16 protein-coding genes and 2 riboswitches are annotated in these 21,776 nt (G+C 49.4%); all 16 genes read left to right on the top strand.

What is annotated here, in order from left to right; translation table 11 throughout:
- Positions 1-12 precede the first annotated feature (12 nt).
- The 16 genes from BMW43_RS12625 to BMW43_RS12550 all read left to right on the top strand — a co-directional run bounded on the left by BMW43_RS12625 (position 13) and on the right by BMW43_RS12550 (position 21,633).
- Positions 13-1,206, top strand: a complete 1,194-nt coding sequence (locus BMW43_RS12625; protein WP_091748009.1) for an acetylornithine transaminase — start codon at positions 13-15, stop codon at positions 1,204-1,206.
- Positions 1,207-1,644: 438 nt separating this feature from the next.
- Entirely contained in the window at positions 1,645-2,580 is a 936-nt protein-coding gene (gene argF / locus BMW43_RS12620; RefSeq protein WP_091748006.1) for an ornithine carbamoyltransferase, read from the top strand.
- Positions 2,581-2,628: 48 nt separating this feature from the next.
- Positions 2,629-3,837: an argininosuccinate synthase gene (locus BMW43_RS12615; protein ID WP_091748003.1), complete on the top strand. Its 1,209-nt coding sequence runs from the start codon at positions 2,629-2,631 to the stop codon at positions 3,835-3,837.
- Position 3,838: 1 nt separating this feature from the next.
- Positions 3,839-5,254, top strand: coding sequence for an argininosuccinate lyase (gene argH / locus BMW43_RS12610; protein ID WP_091748000.1), 1,416 nt, complete (start codon positions 3,839-3,841; stop codon positions 5,252-5,254).
- A 138-nt stretch (positions 5,255-5,392) separates the two neighbouring features.
- Complete coding sequence (locus BMW43_RS12605; RefSeq protein ID WP_245732430.1) at positions 5,393-6,463, top strand: branched-chain amino acid aminotransferase; 1,071 nt, start codon at positions 5,393-5,395, stop codon at positions 6,461-6,463.
- A gap of 308 nt (positions 6,464-6,771) precedes the next feature.
- Positions 6,772-7,593 (top strand): diadenylate cyclase CdaA, encoded by an 822-nt coding sequence (cdaA, locus tag BMW43_RS12600; RefSeq protein WP_091747996.1) that lies wholly within the window; start codon positions 6,772-6,774, stop codon positions 7,591-7,593.
- Entirely contained in the window at positions 7,593-8,537 is a 945-nt protein-coding gene (locus tag BMW43_RS12595) for a CdaR family protein (protein WP_091747993.1), read from the top strand. The genes cdaA and BMW43_RS12595 overlap by 1 nt, the downstream gene beginning before the upstream one ends.
- Before the next feature lie 426 nt (positions 8,538-8,963).
- The gene (locus BMW43_RS12590; protein WP_091747990.1) at positions 8,964-10,559 is read left to right on the top strand and encodes an NAD(P)/FAD-dependent oxidoreductase; all 1,596 of its coding nucleotides are present in this window, start codon (positions 8,964-8,966) and stop codon (positions 10,557-10,559) included.
- 26 nt (positions 10,560-10,585) lie between these two features.
- The gene (glmM, locus tag BMW43_RS12585; RefSeq protein ID WP_091747988.1) at positions 10,586-11,926 is read left to right on the top strand and encodes a phosphoglucosamine mutase; all 1,341 of its coding nucleotides are present in this window, start codon (positions 10,586-10,588) and stop codon (positions 11,924-11,926) included.
- Between the two features lie 363 nt (positions 11,927-12,289).
- Positions 12,290-14,119, top strand: a complete 1,830-nt coding sequence (gene glmS, locus BMW43_RS12580; protein WP_091747985.1) for a glutamine--fructose-6-phosphate transaminase (isomerizing) — start codon at positions 12,290-12,292, stop codon at positions 14,117-14,119.
- Between the two features lie 546 nt (positions 14,120-14,665).
- Complete coding sequence (locus tag BMW43_RS21365; protein WP_218140676.1) at positions 14,666-15,811, top strand: LamG-like jellyroll fold domain-containing protein; 1,146 nt, start codon at positions 14,666-14,668, stop codon at positions 15,809-15,811.
- 496 nt (positions 15,812-16,307) lie between these two features.
- Complete coding sequence (locus BMW43_RS12570) at positions 16,308-16,604, top strand: hypothetical protein (protein WP_091747983.1); 297 nt, start codon at positions 16,308-16,310, stop codon at positions 16,602-16,604.
- A 390-nt stretch (positions 16,605-16,994) separates the two neighbouring features.
- Positions 16,995-17,741, top strand: a complete 747-nt coding sequence (locus BMW43_RS12565; protein WP_091747981.1) for a C1 family peptidase — start codon at positions 16,995-16,997, stop codon at positions 17,739-17,741.
- 311 nt (positions 17,742-18,052) lie between these two features.
- Positions 18,053-18,126: riboswitch (Fluoride riboswitch) on the top strand.
- 240 nt (positions 18,127-18,366) lie between these two features.
- Entirely contained in the window at positions 18,367-19,530 is a 1,164-nt protein-coding gene (locus BMW43_RS12560; protein ID WP_218140675.1) for an MFS transporter, read from the top strand.
- 274 nt (positions 19,531-19,804) lie between these two features.
- A riboswitch (Fluoride riboswitch) is annotated at positions 19,805-19,873 on the top strand.
- Positions 19,874-19,923: 50 nt separating this feature from the next.
- Entirely contained in the window at positions 19,924-20,616 is a 693-nt protein-coding gene (locus tag BMW43_RS12555; RefSeq protein WP_091747979.1) for an iron-sulfur cluster assembly scaffold protein, read from the top strand.
- A gap of 18 nt (positions 20,617-20,634) precedes the next feature.
- Positions 20,635-21,633: a GGGtGRT protein gene (locus BMW43_RS12550; RefSeq protein ID WP_091747975.1), complete on the top strand. Its 999-nt coding sequence runs from the start codon at positions 20,635-20,637 to the stop codon at positions 21,631-21,633.
- Positions 21,634-21,776: the final 143 nt, after the last annotated feature.

Here is a 21,776-nt window from a genome sequence, read left to right as displayed (position 1 = left end):
GGAATATCGGAAATGGATCAACAGACGATCATGAAAACTGATGAGCAGCACTATATGAAAGTGTTTGCCCGTTATCCAATAGTGTTGTCCCATGGTGAAGGGCCGTATGTGTACGATAATAGTGGCAAGAAGTATATTGACTTTTTGGGCGGTATCGCCGTCAATATTTTAGGGCATGCCCATCCCAAGCTGGTGGCGGCCATCGCCAAACAGGCCGGGCGGCTGATTCATTGCTCCAACCTGTACTATACCGAGCAGCAGGCGACGCTGGCTCAAAAGCTGGCGGAGCAAAGCGGCATGGACCGGGTGTTTTTTGGCAACAGCGGCGCGGAAGCCAATGAGGGGGCCATTAAACTGGCCCGTAAATACGCCAAGACCATCAGTCCTGACAAGGTCGAAATTATTACGGCCTATGATTCCTTTCACGGCCGGACGCTGGCGGCGCTGACCGCCACCGGTCAGCCCAAATACCATGAAGGCTATGAACCGCTGCCGGGCGGCTTCCGGTATGTCCACTATAACAATCTGGACGAACTGAAAGCGCTCATGTTGGCGGCAAAGACCTGTGCCGTCATGCTGGAACCCATTCAGGGCGAGGGCGGTGTCAATATGCCCGAACCGGGCTATCTGGAAACTGTCCGGGAGCTTTGCGACCAAACCGGTGCCCTGCTTATCTTTGATGAAATTCAGACCGGTATGGGCCGGACGGGCAGTTTGTTCGCCTATCAGGCTTTTGGCGTAAAGCCCGACATTGCCACGGTGGCCAAGGGCTTGGGCGGCGGCGTGCCAATCGGCGCTTTTATGACCACCGAAAAAGTGGCGGCTGCCTTTGCGGCCGGTGACCACGGCAGCACCTTCGGCGGCAATCCGCTGGCCTGCGCCGCGGCCAACGCCGTACTGGACTGCATTGAGGAGGAACAATTGTTGGCGAATACCGTTGCCATGGGTGAATACCTGTTGGGTGAGCTTGTTAAATTGAAAGAAAAGTATCCGGCGCTGATTACCGAAGTGCGTGGCAAGGGCTTGATCCTGGGCGCCAAGCTGACCTGTCCGGGCCGGGACATCGTCAATAAATGCCTGGCCCAAGGCGCCATCATCAATTGCACCGCTGGCGACGTACTGCGTTTCGTACCGCCATTGAATATCAATCGCGGCCATATTGATGAGGTTATGACCACATTGGATAAAGTACTGGCAGCAGAGTAGGGCATGTCTTCAGGGAAATTTAATGCAGTATGGCGGAACATCCGCCGGAAGATGGCTATGAACACTGATGTCAACACGCTCTAACAAAGCTGACGGAAGGTTGCTGCGAAGGAAGTATTCTTAGCGGCAACCTTCGCGGATTTATAAGGAGCAAAACGGGAAAGCGTTTTGCCAGGGAGTAGTTTGATAACCCTAATCTAATGAAGGATAACAGCCTTTCCTTGGTTTAGAGTTGCCAAGCTGTTAGTGGTCTGTCCACTCTGAAATCATAATGACTTTACGGGTCTTTTTCCGCAATGCGTCGGCTTACATATGTCCGATGTGTGTGCCTTCTTCGCTTTGCCTTGCGGAAAAATTCCCGCGAATTCTTTTACGCCTTCAAAGTAGACAGATCACTTGATATATTTGTATAATGAGATAAAGTGGGGGTTATGTGCCATGGGCATAAAGAATAAGGATTTATTGTCGATTCACGATTTGTCGGTTGCCGAGGTTTTTGAGATTCTCGAGCTGGCCAAAGATTTGAAGGAAAAACAGCGGCGCGGTGAGCAGCATCACCTGCTGAAGGGCAAAACCCTGGGGATGATTTTTGAGAAGTCGTCCACCCGGACCCGCGTTTCCTTTGAGGTGGGCATGTGGCAGCTTGGCGGTACGGCTTTGTTTCTAAGCGACAGAGACCTGCAAATCGGCCGCGGGGAACCGATCAAGGATACGGCTCGCGTCCTGTCGCGCTATGTTGACGGCATTATGATCCGGACCTTTGCCCATGACAAGGTGGAAGAACTGGCCCGCTATGCCACTATTCCGATTATTAACGGGTTGACCGATTTATTGCATCCCTGCCAGGCGTTGACCGATATCTTTACCGTGCAGGAATACAAGAGCGAGCTGAAAGGCCGCAAAATGGCCTTTATCGGTGACGGCAACAACATGGTCCATGCCTTGATGCACGCCTGTGCCAAGGTCGGCATGCATTTCGCCGTAGCGACGCCGCCTGGCTATGAGCCGCAGGCTGACATGATCGCACAGGCCAAGCAAGACGCCGCCCTGTACGGTACTCAGGTGGAAGTGGTGACCGACCCGCTGCTCGCGGCCAAGGACGCCGATGTGGTATATACCGATGTCTGGGCCAGCATGGGACAGGAGGCTGAGCAACAGGCCAGAATGAAAGCCTTTGCCAGTTTTCAGGTGAACAGCCGTCTGATGCAGGAAGCCAAACCGGACGCCATTGTACTGCATTGCCTGCCGGCTCACCGGGGTGAGGAAATCACCGAGGAAGTTCTGGAAGGACCGCAGTCGGCCGTATTTGACGAAGCGGAAAATCGTTTGCATGTGCAGAAGGCGATTATGGCGTTATTAATGGGGAAAAAATAAAGAAAAATCCATAGTCGGATACATAAGTAAATAGGGGGATTTTGAAAAATGAGCAGTATTAAAAAAGTGGTTTTGGCCTATTCAGGTGGCCTGGATACGTCGGTTATTATTCCGTGGCTGAAAGAAAACTATCAGTGTGAAGTTATTGCTATGTGCGCCGATGTCGGACAAGGTGACGAGCTGGCACCGGTCCGGGAAAAAGCGATTAAATCGGGCGCCAGCAAGGTATACATTGAAGATTTGACCAAACCTTTTGTGGAAGAATACGTATGGCAGACACTGAAGGCAGGCGCCATTTACGAAGGCAAATACCTGTTGGGCACTTCCTTTGCCCGGCCGATCATTGCCAAGGCGATGGTGGAAATTGCCGAGAAGGAAGGCGCTGACGCCATCTGTCACGGTGCTACCGGCAAAGGCAACGATCAGGTACGCTTTGAATTGACCGTAAAAGCACTGGCTCCGCATTTGCAGATTATCGCTCCCTGGCGGCTCTGGGACATCCGTTCCCGGGAAGACGCCATTGATTATGCTGAAAAACACGGCATTCCGGTACCTGTCACCAAGAAAAGACCCTACAGCATGGACCGCAATATCTGGCACTTAAGCCATGAAGGCGCCGACCTGGAAGATCCCTGGAACGAACCGCAGGACGATGTTTATATGGTTACCACAACGCCGGAAAAAGCGCCTGATAAACCGACCTATGTGGAAGTTACTTTTGAAAAAGGTATTCCGGTAGCGGTTGACGGTGAAAAAATGGACGCCGTGGCTTTATTGGAAAAACTCAACGCCCTGGGCGCCGCCAACGGCATCGGCATCACCGATATAGTGGAGAACCGTTTGGTAGGCATGAAATCCCGCGGTGTATATGAAAATCCGGGTGGATCGATTTTGTACTATGCCCACCGGGAATTGGAATATTTGACCCTGGATCGCGCTACGCTGCATTACAAGGAACAAGTGGCTGTCCGCTACGCCGAGCTGGTTTATGACGGCATGTGGTTCTCACCGCTCCGGGAAGCGCTGGACGCGTTTGTCAATACCACCCAGCAGACGGTCAGCGGTGTGGTCCGGCTGAAACTGTATAAAGGCAATATCATCAGTGCCGGTGCCAAATCGCCGTACTCCTTATATCATGAAGGCTTTGTCACTTTCGGCCGCGACGAAGTATACAACCAGAAAGACGCAGAAGGCTTCATCAACCTCTTCGGTCTGCCGTTAAAAGTCCGGGCGCTGATGCAGAAGGAGAATGGATAGTATGTCAAAGCTTTGGGGCGGACGTTTCGCCAAAAGTACCGACGTGATGGTGGAGGAGTTTACCTCCTCCATTTCTTTTGATCAGCGGATGTACCGGGAAGATATTGCCGGCAGCATCGCCCATGCCCGCATGCTGGCTAAGTGCGGCATTATCAGCGCCGGAGAGGCGGACACGATCATTGAAGGGCTTACCGCGATTCTTGCTGAGATTGAGGCCGGACATTTTTCCTTTGAAATTTCCCTGGAAGATATCCATATGAATATTGAAAAACGGCTGACCGAACGGATCGGGGCGGTAGGCGGCAAGCTGCATACTGCCCGCAGCCGCAATGACCAGGTGGCGCTGGATACCCATATGTACCTGAAAAAGGAAATCCGGCATATTGCCGGACTGATCATGGATATGCAGCAGGCTATCCTGGACGTGGCCGCTAAATATCCCCACACGGTTATGCCCGGTTATACTCATTTGCAGCGGGCCCAGCCCATATTGTTCTCCCATCACCTGCTGGCCTACTTCTTTATGCTGGGCCGGGACTTTAACCGCCTGCAAGGCGTGTGGGAACATACCGATATCATGCCGCTGGGAGCCGGCGCCCTGGCCGGGACTACCTTCCCGATTGACCGGCACTATGTGGCCGAGCAGCTCAAATTCAGCCAGGTGTACGAAAATAGCATGGACGCGGTAAGCGACCGGGATTACATTATGGAGTTCCTTTCTTTCGCTTCCATTTTGATGATGCATTTGAGCCGGATCAGCGAAGAAATCATTCTCTGGTCTTCCAGTGAGTTTTCATTCATTGAACTGGACGATGCCCATTGTACCGGCTCGAGCATTATGCCACAGAAGAAGAATCCCGATGTGGCGGAATTGGTGCGCGGCAAGACCGGCCGGGTATTTGGTCACCTGATGGGAATTCTGACGGTGTCCAAGGGACTGCCGCTGGCCTACAATAAGGATCTGCAGGAGGATAAGGAAGGACTGTTTGACGCCATTGACACGCTGAAATTCAGTCTGACCACCTATGCTTCCATGCTGCGCGACATGAGGGTCAATGAGAACCGGATGCGCCAGGTGCTGCGCAACGATTTCTCCAATGCCACCGATATGGCCGATTATCTGGTGAAAAAAGGACTTCCTTTCCGCCAGGCTCACGAAGTGGTCGGCAAGGCTGTCGCCTATTGTATTGAGCATAACAAATGGCTGATGGATGTGACGTTAGACGAATTCAAAGCCTTTTCCGAGCTGTTTGAAGCGGATATTCTGGAAGCCATCAAGATTGAAACCTGTGTTGATGCCCGTAACTCCTATGGCGGTACATCGTCCACGCAAGTGAGACAAGAGCTTACAGTTGCCCAAAATATGATGAATAAAGAACGAACAACACTTGACATGTATACAAAAGGCAACATATAATGAATAAAAACGAGTAGCTTCGCGGTAATTTCATATTCTGAAAGATATTGAGGCTGGTTAAAGACCAAAGCGGGCGGTACGCCCCGGATCTTTAACCAGCCTCTGGCTCAAACTAAAAATAAGTAGGGGGCTTTAATAATGGCAGTTCCAGTAACCATGACAGAGATTTTGCGCACCATACCGTCGGAAGAACAGTTGGGGTTTGGCACGATTTTTACCAATCACATGTTTGTTATGGATTATGAGACGGGAAAGGGCTGGCATTCGGCCAGAATTGTGCCGTATGAGGAGTTTGAGGCTTCTCCCTCCAACATGACCTTGCACTACGGGCAGGCCATTTTTGAAGGGATCAAGGCCTTCCGGACCGAGGACAACCGGATTGTTGTCTTCCGGGTGAATGACTATCTGAACCGCTTCAACCGTTCCGCCGATCATCTGTGTATTCCGCGGATTAATGTGGAAGAAGTGAAAGCCGGACTGTTTCAGTTGCTGGAAACCGAGAAGGACTGGGTTCCCCATAAGCGCGGCACCTCGCTCTATATCCGGCCGTTCATTATTGCCACCGATCCGTATGTAGGTGTTAAGGTATCCGACACCTACCGCCTGTTTATCATTTTGTCGCCAGTCGGCGCCTACTACGCGGCGGGCTTTAATCCGGTCAGCATCAAGGTGGAGGATAAATACGTACGGGCTACGCCGGGCGGCCTGGGCGAAGCCAAAACGCCGGCCAATTATGCCATGAGCCTGAGAGCTCAGGTGGAAGCCAAGAAGGAAGGCTTTACCCAGGTGCTGTGGCTTGATGCCATTCATCGTAAGTACATAGAAGAAGTGGGCACCATGAACATTCTGTTCAAAATCAACGGCGAAGTGATTACGCCGGCTTTAAACGGCAGCATCCTAAGCGGCATTACCCGCCGGACGGTGCTGGAGGTGCTCAGGGACTGGGGCATCAACGCGGTGGAACGTCAGATTTCCATTGAAGAAGTGTACGAAGCCCACGCCAAGGGGACGCTGGAAGAAGTCTTCGGCTCCGGTACGGCAGCCGTCATTTCGCCGGTTGGCGAGCTTTCCTGGAAGGGACATAAGATAACGATAAATAATAACCAGACAGGAAAATTGGCGCAGCGGTTATTTGACTATATCACAGGGCTGCAGCAAGGTGGGGAGTCGGACAAATTTGGCTGGGTCGAAACGGTAACAAAAGGATAAGTTGCTCTTTAGCAGCAATATCTCCGGTGCTAGTGGTCTGTCCGTTCTGAAAGCGTAAAATAATTCGCGGGAATTTTTTGCAAGGTTTTGGCGGAGAAGGTGCGCATATCATATATATGTAAACCGACGACAACAAAGCATTGCGGAAAAAAAACTGTGAAGCAATTATGCTTTCAGAGTGGGCAAACCACTGGACCGGAGATATTTTTTTATAAACTCGCAAAATTGGCTAAAGGTTTTTCCTGATACTGGGTAGAATAATGTAGTGAACTATTTATTTTATATATAATTAATAAGGGGTTTATGGTATGCTGCTGCAAATTCGGGGGATATTATCGACAATCGGTCTGTTGGACATTGTTGATATTGTGTTGGTAGCCGTCGTGCTCTATAAGCTGTACGTGATGATTAAGGACACACGGGCGCTGGCACTGGTTAAAGGACTTATGGTATTATTAATGGCTACATTAGTCAGTAAATGGCTTGATCTCAATGTTATCAACTGGCTGATGCAAAAGACGATGACGGCTTTTCTGGTGGCCTTGCCGGTGGTGTTTCAGCCTGAGCTTAGGCGGGCGCTGGAGCAATTGGGGCGGGGCAATGTGTTTCGCAAGCGGGTCTTTTTAAATGAAGAGGAAGCGGAGCTGTTGGTCGACGAAATGGCCAAGGGCATCGCCGTATTGTCCAAAAATAAAATCGGTGCGTTATTGGTGCTGGAGCAGGAAACCGGTTTAAGCGATTATATCGAATCGGGTATCAAAGTGGATGGCCTGGTATCCAATGAATTTCTGATCAATATTTTTATTCCCAATACCCCGATGCATGATGGCGCCGCTATCTTGCGCGGCGACCGCATCATTGCTGTCGGCTGTCTTTTGCCGCTTACGGAAGACCGCAGCCTCAACAAGGAACTGGGGACACGGCACCGGGCGGCTATCGGCATATCGGAGCAAACCGACGCGGTAGTCATCGTAGTCAGCGAGGAAACGGGCATTATTTCACTGGCCAGAGGCGGCCGGCTGCTGCGCCATCTGGATATGGAGAGCCTGCGGGAGCATTTGCGCCCGCTATTTACCATCAAGAAACATGTTAAGATCACCGATTATTTAAACTGGAGGCAGTCGTCATAATGGATAGAATGCCAGGTAAGCACATTATCCCCAAAATACTGGCCCTGATTATGGCCGCTGTTCTTTGGATTTATGTAATGAACGAGCAAAACCCCCCGATTGAAACCAGCTTGCAAGTGCCGTTGGAAATTCGCAGCCTGAGTACTACACTGGCGGCGATGGATGTTCCCGATGAGGTCAAGGTTAAGGTCCGAGGGTCACGGAGCCTGATTTATGGTTTGCGGCCCCAGGATGTGAAAGCCTATCTGGATCTGAAAAACGCCACCGAAGGTAAATATACCGCCCAGGTCAGCGCTACGCTGCCTAACGGGCTGGAGCTTCTGGAGATTACACCGGATACGGTGACCATCACGCTGGACCCGATTTCCAGCAAAAAGATGCCTGTGGAAATCCGCTTTACCGGCTCGCTGCCGCCTGGTATGGTCGTCGGGAAGGTGACGGCCGATACCGATCTGATCACCATTCAGGGGCCGCGCAGCCTGATTAACGCGGTGGACCGGCTGGTGGCTACAGTGGATGTGGACGGGCAAACGACCGATTTTACTGCCAGCGTTCCGGTAACGCCGCTTAATAAGGAAAGCAAAAAGCAGGAAGGGGTGCTGTTAAACCCCTCCAATGTGACGGTCAATATGAATCTGGTGCAAAATGTAACGAAAAAGATGGTGGATATAAAAACCATTCTGTCCGGAGAACTGGGGCCAGGCATTGTCTTAAAGAGCATTACGAGCGAACCGGATAAAGTGGAAATTTCCGGTGATCCGAAAGAAGTCGGTAAAATTGATGCGGTTTATACCGAGCCGGTCAATTTGTCCGGCATTGATAAAAATGTCGATCGTGAAGTCAAGCTGCAGTTGGGTGAAAATATCACTGCCGCCCGCAGCAGCATCCTCCTTCATATTGAGGTAGGACGCAGCGTTGAGCCGGCCAAGCCGAAGCTTCCCTAAGAAACTGCTGATTAATTTGCATTACGCGGCCTGAATGAACTTTTGTCGTCAGGCCGACAAGCTTATTGTGTCAGCGGTTCCCTAAATACGGATTGACCACAACTAAATAACATACTTTTCCTATAACCGGCGATAGTATATAATAGATGAGGTGCAGTCATGCTATACATGCTATACAGCCGGTTTTTTTCATGTGTTTTGCCAAATCGCCGGTACCCGGTTCACGGGGCCGGCACAACAGTAATACAATACTATTATCCCCTGAAAAACGTGATGAGCTTTGCGAGGCTTTTTTGTTCGCCACAAGGCGGAGGAATGAGGTGTAGTGGTTCCTGCACCGATTGACGACAACGAAGTGGTGAGCAAAAAGACCGCAAAGATGGTCGTGATTTTCATGGAATAATAGTATAAGGTGGTTGAAACCATTTGTTACGTATAACCAATCTCAGGGTGTCCATTGACAGTACCAGGTCATTAGCCGAGCTGGCGGCAAAAAAGCTGCGAATCCCGGTGGAGGCCGTGAGCGAAACGGTCATTAGCCGCCGGGCGCTGGATGCCAGAAGAAAAAATAATATTACCTTTGTCTATTCACTGGAAGTGAAAACCCGTTTGCCCGAAGGACAGGTGCTGTCCCGGCTGCGGGGGGACAAGGACGTTGCTCTGCTGCAGGAAGAGGCTAAAATGCCGCTTGTGTCGGGACCGGAAGTGCTGGCCGCACGTCCTGTCGTTGTGGGACTGGGGCCGGCCGGTATGCTGGCGGCGCTGACCTTAGCCGAATACGGTTACCGCCCGCTGGTTCTGGAACGGGGGCAGGATGTGGAAACCCGTAGCCGCGATGTGGCTCATTTCTGGCAAACCGGTCAGTTTAACGGGCTATCCAATGTACAGTTTGGCGAAGGCGGGGCCGGTACATTTTCCGACGGAAAATTGACGACCCGGGTACAGGACCCGTATATGCGGGAAGTACTCGATATTTTTGTTGAAGCCGGAGCGGACCCGGAGATCCGCTATCTTCATAAGCCCCATATCGGGACAGACAAGCTGCGGCAAATTGTGAAGCATATCCGCCAACGCATTATCGCGCTGGGCGGCGAGGTGGAGTTCGGCGCCTGCGTCACCGACATGGTGATCAAAGACGGCCGTCTGGATGGACTGATGGTAAATGAAACCCGCTTGATTCCCTGTTCGGTAGCGTTGTTTGGCATTGGTCATAGTGCTCGCGACACCTATCATATGCTGTATGGTAAGGGCGTGGCTATGGAGGCGAAACCGTTTGCCATCGGCGTGCGTATTGAACACCCCCAGTTGCTGATCGATCAGGCCCAATATGGGCCTATGGCCGGGCATCCGGCCCTGGGGGCGGCCGACTATGCCTTGGTGTACCACCATAAGGCTATTGGACGTACGGCCTATTCGTTTTGCATGTGCCCCGGCGGATTGGTGGTGGCTGCCGCCTCGGAAGAGGGCGGTGTGGTTACTAACGGCATGAGCCATTACAGCCGTGCTTCGGGGATTGCAAACAGCGCTTTGGTGGTCAATGTCAATCCCGAGGATTGCGGCAGTGAAGTATTGAGCGGGATTGCGTTTCAGCGCCACTATGAGCAATTGGCTTTTCAGTGTGGCGGGGCTAATTACCAGGCTCCTGTTCAAACGGTGGGACATTTCCTGACCGGTATGGCGCCGGCGGCCTATCTGACCGTTCCCAGCTACCGGCCTGGGGTCAGGGACGCCGAGCTTAAGAAATGCCTGCCCGATTTTGTTACCGCTACGCTAGCTCAGGCCCTGCCGGATTTTGACCGGAAGATCAGGGGCTTTGGCCAGCCCGGCGCGGTTATGACCGGTGTGGAGACCAGAACGTCGGCGCCGGTGCGGCTTAAACGGGACGAGAATTACCTGTCTGCCAATGTGGGCGGTTTATACCCTATCGGGGAAGGTGCCGGCTATGCGGGCGGGATTATGAGCGCTGCTTTGGACGGACTGCATGCGGCAGCCGCGGTCATCAGAAAATATACATCACGGTAAAGTGCAGGAAGGGAGAATCATCATTTATGGGGAAACTTTTTGGAACAGACGGTGTGCGCGGGGTTGCCAATACGCAGCTTACGGCAGAGCTGGCATTTAAACTGGGGCGGGCGGCCACGACTCTTTTCGGGCAGGAACATGCCGAGCCTGTCTTCTATATCGGCCGGGATACCCGTATTTCCGGTCAGATGCTGGAAGCGGCCTTGGCGGCGGGAATTTGTTCGGCCGGCGGCAAAGCGGTCCTGCTGGGTGTTGTACCGACACCGGCGGTAGCCTATCTGACCAGCAAATACAGCGGTCAGGCGGGAGTCGTTATTTCTGCCTCGCACAATCCCTATCCCGATAACGGCATCAAATTTTTTGCCGGCACCGGCTATAAACTGCCTGATGCTGTTGAGGAAAAGCTGGAAGAGCTGGTGTTGGCTGAAACCGATACCATGCCGCGCCCGACGGGTGAGGCGATTGGTACCATTCTGCACCATCACGACTTGATTAAAGAATATATTGATTATGTGGTGAGCACGGTCGATTGCCGTTTTGAAGGTCTGAAAATCGTACTTGACTGTGCTGAGGGAGCTGCCTATGAAGTGGCGCCGGTTGCCTTGAAGCGCCTGGGGGCACAGGTTGTCGTGCTGCACAATAAACCGAACGGAACCAATATTAACGCCAACTGCGGTTCGACCCACATGGAAGGACTGCAGCAGGCAGTCAGGGAGCACCAGGCCGATCTGGGCATCGCCCATGACGGTGATGCCGACCGCTGCCTGGCTGTGGATGAGACCGGTACCCTAGTGGACGGTGACCAGATGATGGTTATCTGTGCATTGAAACTGATGAGGCAAGGCAGGCTGAAAGATAATACGCTGGTGGCTACGGTCATGAGCAACATCGGCCTGCACCAGGCCATTAAAAAGGCCGGCGGCAAAGTACTGATCACCCAAGTGGGCGACCGCTATGTGCTGGAAGCTATGCGCGAACAGTGCTATGCGTTAGGCGGCGAACAGTCGGGCCACATTATTTTTGGTGATCACAGTACCACCGGTGACGGTGTGCTGACGGCGCTGCAACTGATCAGTGCCCTGACGGAAAGCGGCAAGAAGATGTCTGAACTGGCTAAGGTGATGACCCGGTTCCCGCAGATGCTGGTCAATATCCGGGTAGCGACCAAAGACGGCTGGCAGGACAATGCCAGGATTGCCGGTGCCATTGCTGACGGTGAGCAGGAACTGGGGGAAGACGGCCGGATTCTGGTTCGCCCCTCCGGTACGGAGCCTTTGATCCGGGTTATGGCGGAAGGACCGGTCTTGCCTGAACTGGAACGTATTGTAAAGCAAATTGCTGATGTAGTGAAGAAAGAACAGGGTTGATATCCCGGAATGATCGGTAGTATTGGTTGACCGCTGAGAAAAATTATATTACAATGTATATGCAAAAGGAGCACTGCGGTGCTCCTTTGCATATACATTGATAAGGGGAGGTGAGATATGGATAGTGTAAAATCATTTGGTTAAAACTAAACAAGAGCGCTGGTGCTTGCCGAAGATGCGGAATGATCAGGCAAGCAGACGAGGTAGAGGTTTATCGATATTGTCAGCGGATGCCTCTCGGCCACTGCAGGTCGTTATGTAATCTACAAAACCATAAGGCAACTTGTGGGACAAAAAGATTCGTGCAGGGACAACTGAATACAATTATTATGTCTATTTGCGTATGTAGGAGGATAAATATACATGTGTGGTATTGTTGGATATATAGGCCCTAAACAGGCGGCACCTTTTTTGATTGAAGGGCTGACCAAACTGGAGTATCGCGGTTACGATTCGGCCGGCATTGCGGTATTTGACGGTAAGGAAATCAATGTGGAAAAAAGTGTTGGCCGGTTAGGCGTCCTCAAGAAGAAGGTAGAAAGTGATTCTCCTATCGGTTGCATCGGCATTGGGCATACCCGTTGGGCGACACATGGGCGTCCTTCCGATGTAAATTCCCATCCCCACACCGATTGCTCGGGGAAATTCGTGGTGGTTCACAACGGGATTATTGAGAACTACCTGCATCTCAAAGAGAAGCTGATCACCAAAGGCCATGTGTTTAGCTCGGAAACCGACACCGAAGTCGTGGCTCATCTGGTAGAAGAGTACTATGAGGGCGATTTTGAAGCTGCCGTACGGAAAGTTCTGACCGAGATTGAAGGCTCCTATGCGCTGGTATTCATGACGGAACATGAACCGGACAAAATTATCTGCACCAAGCAGGATAATCCGCTGGTTATTGGTCTCGGCAACGGGGAGAATTTTGTGGCCTCCGATATTCCGGCCATCATTAGCCGTACCCGCAAGACCTATATCCTGAGCGATGGTGAAATGGCCATTGTGACCAAGGATTCGGTCTGGGTCATGAACCGTCAGGGCGTACCGATTACCAAGAAAGTATTTGAAGTTAACTGGGATGCCGAAGCAGCCGAAAAGGGCGGCTACGAACATTTCATGATCAAGGAAATATATGAACAGCCGAAAGCTGTACGCGAAACCATGTCGGGACGTCTGGCAAAAGACGATAGCCACATTATCTTTGACGAGCTGAAATGGACACCGGAAGAAGTGGCCGGTATTAACAAGATTGCTATTGTTGCCTGCGGTACGGCCTATCATGCCGGCATTGTCGGTAAATATTATCTGGAAAACCTGGCGCGTATTCCGGTCGAGGTGGATGTGGCCTCTGAGTTTCGCTACCGTTCGCCACTGGTGGATGATAAAACCCTGGTTATTGTCATCAGTCAGTCCGGCGAAACGCTGGATACGCTGGCCGGCTTGAAAGAAGCTAAACGGCTGGGTGCCAGAACACTGGCTATTACCAACGTTGTCGGTTCTTCTATTGCCCGTGAAGCCGATCATGTGATCTACACCTGGGCCGGTCCGGAAATCGCTGTGGCCTCCACGAAAGCCTATACCACCCAGTTGGTAACCTTATGCATGCTGTCCATTTATGTTGCTGCTTTACGCGAAACCTTGGCGGCGGCAAAGGTGAAGGAACTGATTCAAGGTTTGCGCGATCTGCCGGCACAGGCCCATGAAATTCTCGAGGATGTGGAACCAATCAAAACCTTTGCCCAGCAGTACGGCTTTAACGAAGATGTATTCTTTATTGGCCGCGCCCTGGACTATTGTGTGGCGCTGGAAGGTTCCCTGAAACTTAAGGAAATATCATACATTCACGCTGAAGCTTATGCGGCCGGTGAACTGAAACACGGCACCCTGGCGCTGATTATTGAAGGCGTACCGGTCATTGCGCTGGCGACACAGCCGGATGTGTATGAAAAGATGCTCAGTAACATCAAGGAAGTTAAGGCACGCGATGCGGTGGTTATCGGGATTGCCATGAAAGGCGACGACCATATCAGAAATTATGTGGATCATGCCATCTATATCCCGGATGCCCACAAGTACCTGGCACCGCTGCTGGCCGTTATCCCGCTGCAGCTTCTCGCCTACTATGCCGCCATTACCCGTGGCTGCGATGTAGATAAACCGAGAAATCTGGCCAAGAGCGTAACGGTAGAATAATTCAGTAATGAAATAAAAGCACACAATCACTGCAGCTTTATGCTGCGGGGTTGTGTGCTTTTTTTGCTAAAGTATCAGCCAACTCAATATCTTCTGGCCTGCCTGATTCCGGCGGATAAGAATGGAATATAGGTAAATACCTGATACTGCTATTTTGTTTAATTAGATTTTTCTGCAGTTGGATATCAACAATCAGCAGCGTTGACGTACTTTACTGCATCAAAACAGAGCTTAGTGACAGCGTGGAAAATCCGGGATAATATCAACAAGAAAGAAGTAAAACAGTTAATAGTCTAAAATTGCAACGGGACATATCTCCTTAGTTTTGCTCCTATCTCGGTTAATAGCCGGGTAGGAGCTTTTTCTTGTAACAATATGTTTTTAGTTTACATAATATAAGAATGGTGAAAAGGAAGCCCGTTTAATATTACGCGCTGCGTGAATGTATCCCCATGAAAGCCGACGTACAGGAAACACAGAGTAGGGCACAAGAGTTCCTTGGCTATGTTGACTTTCAAAATATAAATTAATTGGAGGAATTGTGAAATGGCTTATGAAGTGGATCAGAATACAGTTTCCCTGCTTCATTTTGATGATGGAATTAATGATGCATGCGGAAATACATGGACCGCGTATGGCGGCGCTGCAATTAGCAACTTGAAAAGTGAATTTGGAAACAGCTCATTATATTTAAGTGGTTCAGGGCAATATTTAACTACACCGTCTTTAACAGGTTTTGGAACTGATGACTGGACCATTGATTTCTGGGTGTACCCTATAACAAATAGTAGCTCAAATGGATTATTTTGTTCGGGAGGGAAAAGTTCTCCTAACTGGACATCTACTCTCTACACTTTTCAGATAAATTGTCCCAATAGCACTCACATGCGTTTAGTGTATACAAGCACACTAAATCAAACCCCTATACTCTTATTGGAATTTTCCATTACTCAGAATGTAATGCAGCATGTTGCTTTTGCTAGAAATGGAACAAATCTATTAGCATTTGTTAATGGAAAACTAGTAGCAAGTAAGACTATTGCTGCAACTATGCAGTTTATTTCTGACGGGGTATATGTGTTAGGAAAACAGGATATTCGGAATATGTATTACTTCAACGGCTATGTTGACGAATTTCGTATTTCTAATGTAGCCCGATGGACATCTGATTTTACACCGCCAGGAACCGTTGCAGTGCCTAATGCACCAGCCAATCTTACCGCCAACCCAGGTGATTCTCAAGTAACTCTCAACTGGGATGCAGTTACCGACGTTACTAGCTACAATGTAAAACGCTCAACGACAGCAGGCGGTCCCTATGAAACGATTGCAACTACCATATCGGGGACCTCATATGTGGATACCAACGTAACAAATGGCACGACCTATTATTATGTGGTTGCCGCTGTAAATGGGGATGGCGAAGGTGTAATTTCTAATGAGGCTTCGGCTACCCCCCAGGCGGCACCTGTAGAAGAGGGCCAGGGCCTGCTCAGGGTTACGATGATTGATTCCAGTGAACGGGAGTATAAGTTGCCTATGAGAGAGATTAACGGGTTTATAGAGTGGCTGAACTCGCATAGTAACAGTGATACTTTTAGTTATCAGCTTACAACGGCATTTGGCAGTAAGGAATATTTATTGTTTGACAAAATCATCAGCTTTGAAGTGATTTCACTGCCGGCAGAATAACATTAATCCCTTCATTCTGGTTGATCGCCAGGGTGAAGGGATTCTTTGTTTTGTGGCTATAATTCTGACTGCTGCATAAACTAACTTATCATAACATTATTACGAAGGCGGTGCGGCGGGTGCTTACCTTAATTTATTTTATGATATTTTGCGGCGTTATGACGATAGGGATATTATCCTATAAGTTTTTTAAGTTGCCGTGAAAACACCTCTAACTTCGGTTAGAGGTGTTTTATTATAGACTTTAGTCGGTTGAGTGAGCGAAACAAAAACCATCCGGTCAGGTGCAAATAAAAGTTATATAAAGCCAGCGTCTTAAGCTGCCGCCTAGTAACAGAGGCTTATAACTTCAGTGTAAACCACCAATTTGACGGGTGGTTTTGATTATTTTGTGGTTAATTTTCGTCTGTCTGATTTTTTAAAATGAGTTTTTTGTAACAAAATTGTAATATTTAACTGGTATTATTTTCTTAAGAAAAATATGGGAGTGATTGAAATGAATGACATTGTAAGAAAGACTATTATTTATTCGTTGGCCGGTATCATGCAAATCGGCTTAGGTATTGCGGTAACCGAGGCATCGCCGGTGCCTGCCGGCAATTGGCAGCAGCAGACCATTCGGATGGACCAACCGCAGAATCAGCAGGGGGACCATGATAAGCGATTGCGTGAAGAGAAGCAACGGCATGAAAACGAAATGAAGAGACGTCCCAATGAAGGCGAAAAAGAATGGCACGAAAGACAGGAACGGGAAAACCAACGTCATGAACAGACGTTAAGGGAGATGCAGTAAGTGCAGACTTCTTAGACCGGAGGAAGTTTTATGGGAAGAAAGATTGAGGTTTTCACAATAGGATTAATCCTAGGGTCTATACTTGGGGTTATTATTAGTATCTGTTTCTTCTTATGGCCAACAAGCCGTCAGATACTCCTTAGCAATGGATGATGGTAATCAGCATTTGATAGTTTATCTTCAAGGGAGAATAGGTTAGAATTCTTCTATTTTGGTGATAGCCAGAGTAAGGAGATTTTAACTTTGCCTGGTGGGATTAGCTGTTGAACTATTGTAGATAGAACCCGCAACAAAAGGAAAACCGTAGAGAATTAAGGTCGCATATACTGTAATAGACCGAAAGAGAAGCTTGTCAAATGATAAATCAAAAGGGAAAGGCGGTCGAAACCAATGCCTAAGTATTTATTAAAGAAAGATTCTCCGGATTTACGGGATTATATTTTTTATTCATCAAAATATAAACTCATTGAGCATTTACCTGCTAAAATTGATTTGCGGTCTAATTGCAGTCCTGTTGTTGATCAGGGAGAATTGGGCTCCTGTACGGCGAATGCCATTGCTTCCGGTTTGCGGGAATATTGGGAATTGAAAAGTACCCAGTCTTTAATCACACTGTCAAGGTTGTTCCTATATTATAAAGAACGAGAGTTAGAAGGCCAGGTTAATGAGGACTCAGGTGCCGAAATCAGGGATGGTATGAAAGTTTTAAGCCAAATCGGTGTATGTCCTGAGACCGACTGGCCTTATGATATAGCAACCTTTAAGAATGCGCCGACAGATAAACAAACAACCGATGCCGCTATATACAAAGTCAATGAATATCACCGTATTATTTTATTCTCCCAGATAAAAGCAGCGCTTGCCGAAGAATTGCCGGTAGTGATAGGGATTAAGGTATATGATTCCTTTGAAAGTGATGAGGTAGCTCAGACTGGGTTGGTTCCTATGCCGAATCCGGGCAAAGAACAATATCTGGGTGGTCATGCTGTACTTATTGTGGGATACGATGATAGTAGTAAAGTGTTTATCGTCCGCAATAGCTGGGGCACATCCTGGGGAGATAAAGGGTACTGTTATTTGCCTTATCAATATTATACGCAAGGATATATCAGTGATTGCTGGACAAGCAAAGGTTAATAACGGCACAATCCTATAGCAATGTAAATTCCTCCGTTCTGGTTAAGCGTCAGGGGAGGGATTTACTTTTTACTGGGAGTCGGTTTTGATCAGACTATTTTGTAACGTAACCTATGCTTTGCCTACTTTAAGCAAAGTCATACCATACAAATAAAAATAGTCGCGATCCAATCATGGTCGCGACTATTTTTTTGTGGTTAACGCGTTAAGCTGTTGCTAGAGTTTGTGCAGGAATAGGCACCGGATGTGTTCAGCAGGCATACGCATAGGGAATCTCCCCAGTTGTGCTGAGCTGATACAACTGCTATACTAATCATAAAAGGGATGAAGTTCCCCTGCGGAATAATCCGGAATGCTGAAATCAGCTGATGACTTCTACTGTTGTAGGAATTGTCGGTTGTTTTTTTTATTTTCCTTTTTAAGTGTCTAATTGAAAAGATGCTTGTCATGAGTTTCTGCAGCGTAGCGCTTTTTTCAATAAGCAGATGTGTTAGGGATAAAAAGGAGCTGAAAAATGGAGTGCTTTTCGGGATTTGAATTTGTCCCCCAGCATGGTGAGAATTGTTGTTCCCGACAGCTAAGCCGGCAAATCAGTGACAACAGAATGACGAGAGGAGTGGTGAATGTGTTCGAACAAGAGTTGGATAAATCCAAAGCGCTAAAGTTTGTTTTGCTGATGGGAATTGTTAGCTTGTTTGCCGACATGACTCACGAAGGTGCCCGCAGCATTACGGGGCCTTTCCTGAGCAGCCTGGGAGCCAGCGCAGCAAATGTTGGCATCATTGCCGGTTTAGGAGAATTTGTCGGGTATGGCGTTCGGCTTTTTTCTGGTAAATTGAGTGATAAGACAGGGCAATACTGGCTGATTACCATATGGGGCTATATCATCAATCTGGTGGCAGTACCACTGCTTGCTTTGGCTGATAACTGGATGGCTGCAGCCGTATTAATGGTTTTGGAACGGATGGGCCGGGCCATTCGCAATCCAGCGCGTGATGTCATGCTATCCAACGTAGCAAAGCATATTGGCCGTGGTTGGGCTTTTGGCATGCACGAAGCGCTGGATCAAGTTGGTGCGATGACCGGTCCGCTGCTCGTTGCAGGCATTATGTACTTACGGGGTGATTACCGGCTGAGCTTTGCCTGGCTGGCGTTTCCGATGCTACTTTGCTTGCTGACGTTGGCCTATGCCCGGCTTACCTATCCCAAGCCCTATGTAGTTTTCGAACAAAGGGATGAATCTTCGCAAAAGCTATCCGCTAAGTTTTGGCTCTATCTCGCCGCCACTTCGCTGGTTGCTGTTGGTTATACTGATTTTCCTTTGGTTGCATATCATTTCGGGGTGACCTCTTCTGTGCCGGCTGTGGGCATTCCTATTTTTTATTCGGTGTCAATGGGGGTAGCCGCTCTGTCGGCTCTGATTTTCGGACGCTATTTCGACCGGAATGGGTTGAGCGTTCTTGCTTTTGCAACAGTATTGTCGGCTTTCTTTGCTCCTTGCGTATTTGGTGTCAATATTTATTTGGCCTTTGCCGGCATGATTTTCTGGGGAATTGGTATGGGAGCCCATGAGTCCATCATGCGTGCCGCCATAGCGGAAATGGTACCGATGGATCACCGCGGCTTTGCTTACGGCCTTTTCAATAGCATTTATGGCTTTGCCTGGTTTTTAGGCAGTGCGGGCATGGGGTATTTGTACGACCTGTCGGTGGGGATGTTGATTGTTTTTTCTGTTGCCGTTCAGCTAGTGTCTGTACCCTTGTTTATTATCGTAGGGAAAATGCGCTAACCGTTATGGTTAAGTCCGGATAAAGTCTCCTATTTGAAAAAACGGCTTGAAGACGGTTTTATGAACCTGGAGTCGCGGCAACTAAAAGGATTTTTCTTGCAGCAAAAGACTGTGGCGCCATAGCGGTCGGAGGTGCCCTTCCAGGCTATAATGCCTTTTATTTCGGTTGAAGTCTATCTTTAGATAATCGCTTGTACAAAAATAACTTGTGCGAAAGAAAAGATTGGAATTGACGTTTCTGCTAGATTAACAGTATAATTTTTACGTAACTAATACATAGTTTGGCGATGGAGTTCGCCATGAACTGCGCAGTTTCGAGTGCGCCGATGACTCCTACCTCTACGGTAGGAGTCTATTTTTATGGCCGAGGCTTAGCATGAAAGGAGAAGAGAGATGAAGTATTCAACAGAAGTCGAAGAAATGACCTGTGTAGCCAAAGGCGTCAATCATGGGGCGGCGCCGATCCCGCAAGAGGGTAAATGGGTAAAGGCCCGGGAGGTCAAGGATATTTGCGGTCTGACTCATGGTGTAGGTTGGTGTGCGCCGCAGCAGGGTGCCTGTAAGCTGACGCTTAACGTGAAAGAAGGTGTCATTGAGGAAGCGCTGGTCGAAACGATTGGCTGTTCCGGCATGACTCATTCGGCAGCAATGGCTTCGGAAATCCTGCCAGGCAAAACCATCCTGGAGGCGCTTAATACCGACCTTGTTTGCGACGCAATCAATACTGCTATGCGTGAACTTTTCCTGCAAATTGTTTATGGCCGCAGTCAGACTGCATTTTCCGAAGGCGGTTTGCCGATTGGCGCCGGACTGGAGGACCTTGGTAAAGGGCTGCGCAGTCAGACGGGTACCATGTATGGCACGTTGGCCAAAGGCCCGCGTTATATGGAGTTGGCGGAGGGGTATGTTACTTCGCTGGCGCTGGATGCTGACAACGAAATTATTGGCTATCGTTTTGTCCATTTAGGAAAAATGATGGAAATGATCAAGAAAGGCACCGACGCAAACGAAGCGTTGAAAAAGGCAACCGGTCAATATGGACGCTACGACGAAGGGGTCAAACACATCGACCCCCGGCATGAATAAGCGAGGGGGTAGACAAGGATGGCAAAATTTGAAGGATATGAACGGCGAATCGCCAAAATAGAAGCTTTCTTACAAGAACAGGGAATTGAGTCGTTGGAAGCGGCGAAAGAAATGTGTGAGCAAAAAGGGATGGATGTGCCCGGTATGGTCAGGGGAATTCAGCCAATTTGCTTTGAAAATGCCTGTTGGGCCTATACCTTGGGGGCTGCGGTCGCGCTGAAACGGGGCTGTACCAAGGCTGCCGATGCGGCAGAGGCAATCGGTGAAGGGCTTCAGGCGTTTTGTATTCCCGGCTCGGTAGCCGACGGCCGCAAGGTTGGACTGGGGCATGGCAATCTGGCCGCTATGCTGCTGCGGGAAGAAACGAAATGCTTTGCCTTTCTGGCCGGTCATGAATCGTTTGCCGCTGCTGAAGGGGCGATCGGCATTGCTAAATCGGCCAATAAAGTACGTAAGGAGCCATTGCGGGTCATTTTAAATGGTCTGGGTAAAGATGCGGCACAGATCATTTCAAGGGTCAACGGTTTCACTTATGTGCAGACTGTTTTTGACTATTACAGCAGTAAGCTGTCGATTGTCAGGGAGAAGGCCTATTCCCAATCGGAACGGGCTAATGTGCGCTGCTACGGGGCTGACGATGTAATGGAAGGTGTGGCGATCATGACGCTGGAAGGGGTCGATATCTCGATTACCGGCAACTCCACCAATCCCACGCGGTTCCAGCACCCGGTAGCCGGCACGTATAAAAAAGAATGCACCGAAAAAGGACGGCGTTATTTTTCCGTTGCCTCCGGCGGCGGTACGGGACGTACGCTGCACCCGGACAACATGGCGGCCGGTCCGGCTTCTTACGGTATGACCGATACCATGGGACGGATGCATTCCGATGCCCAGTTCGCCGGTTCGTCGTCAGTGCCGGCTCATGTGGAAATGATGGGCCTCATAGGCATGGGCAACAATCCAATGGTTGGTGCTACCGTCGCCGTTGCCGTTGCGATTGAGGAAGCGAGTAAATAAATCGGCTGACTCTTCTTTTGAATGCCCTGGCAGATATAAACAAGTGTACTATCGGCAGGTAAAATAAGAACCCTGTCTAGTACGTGATGGGCAGAGAATAAGTATATGGTTCAATAACAAAAGTACCCGGTCCTTACAGTAAT

The organism is Propionispora vibrioides (genome assembly GCF_900110485.1).
Taxonomy (GTDB): Bacteria; Bacillota; Negativicutes; order Propionisporales; family Propionisporaceae; genus Propionispora; species Propionispora vibrioides.
Note: the sequence above shows the minus strand (reverse complement) of the source record. Positions and strands in the feature narration are given on the sequence as shown.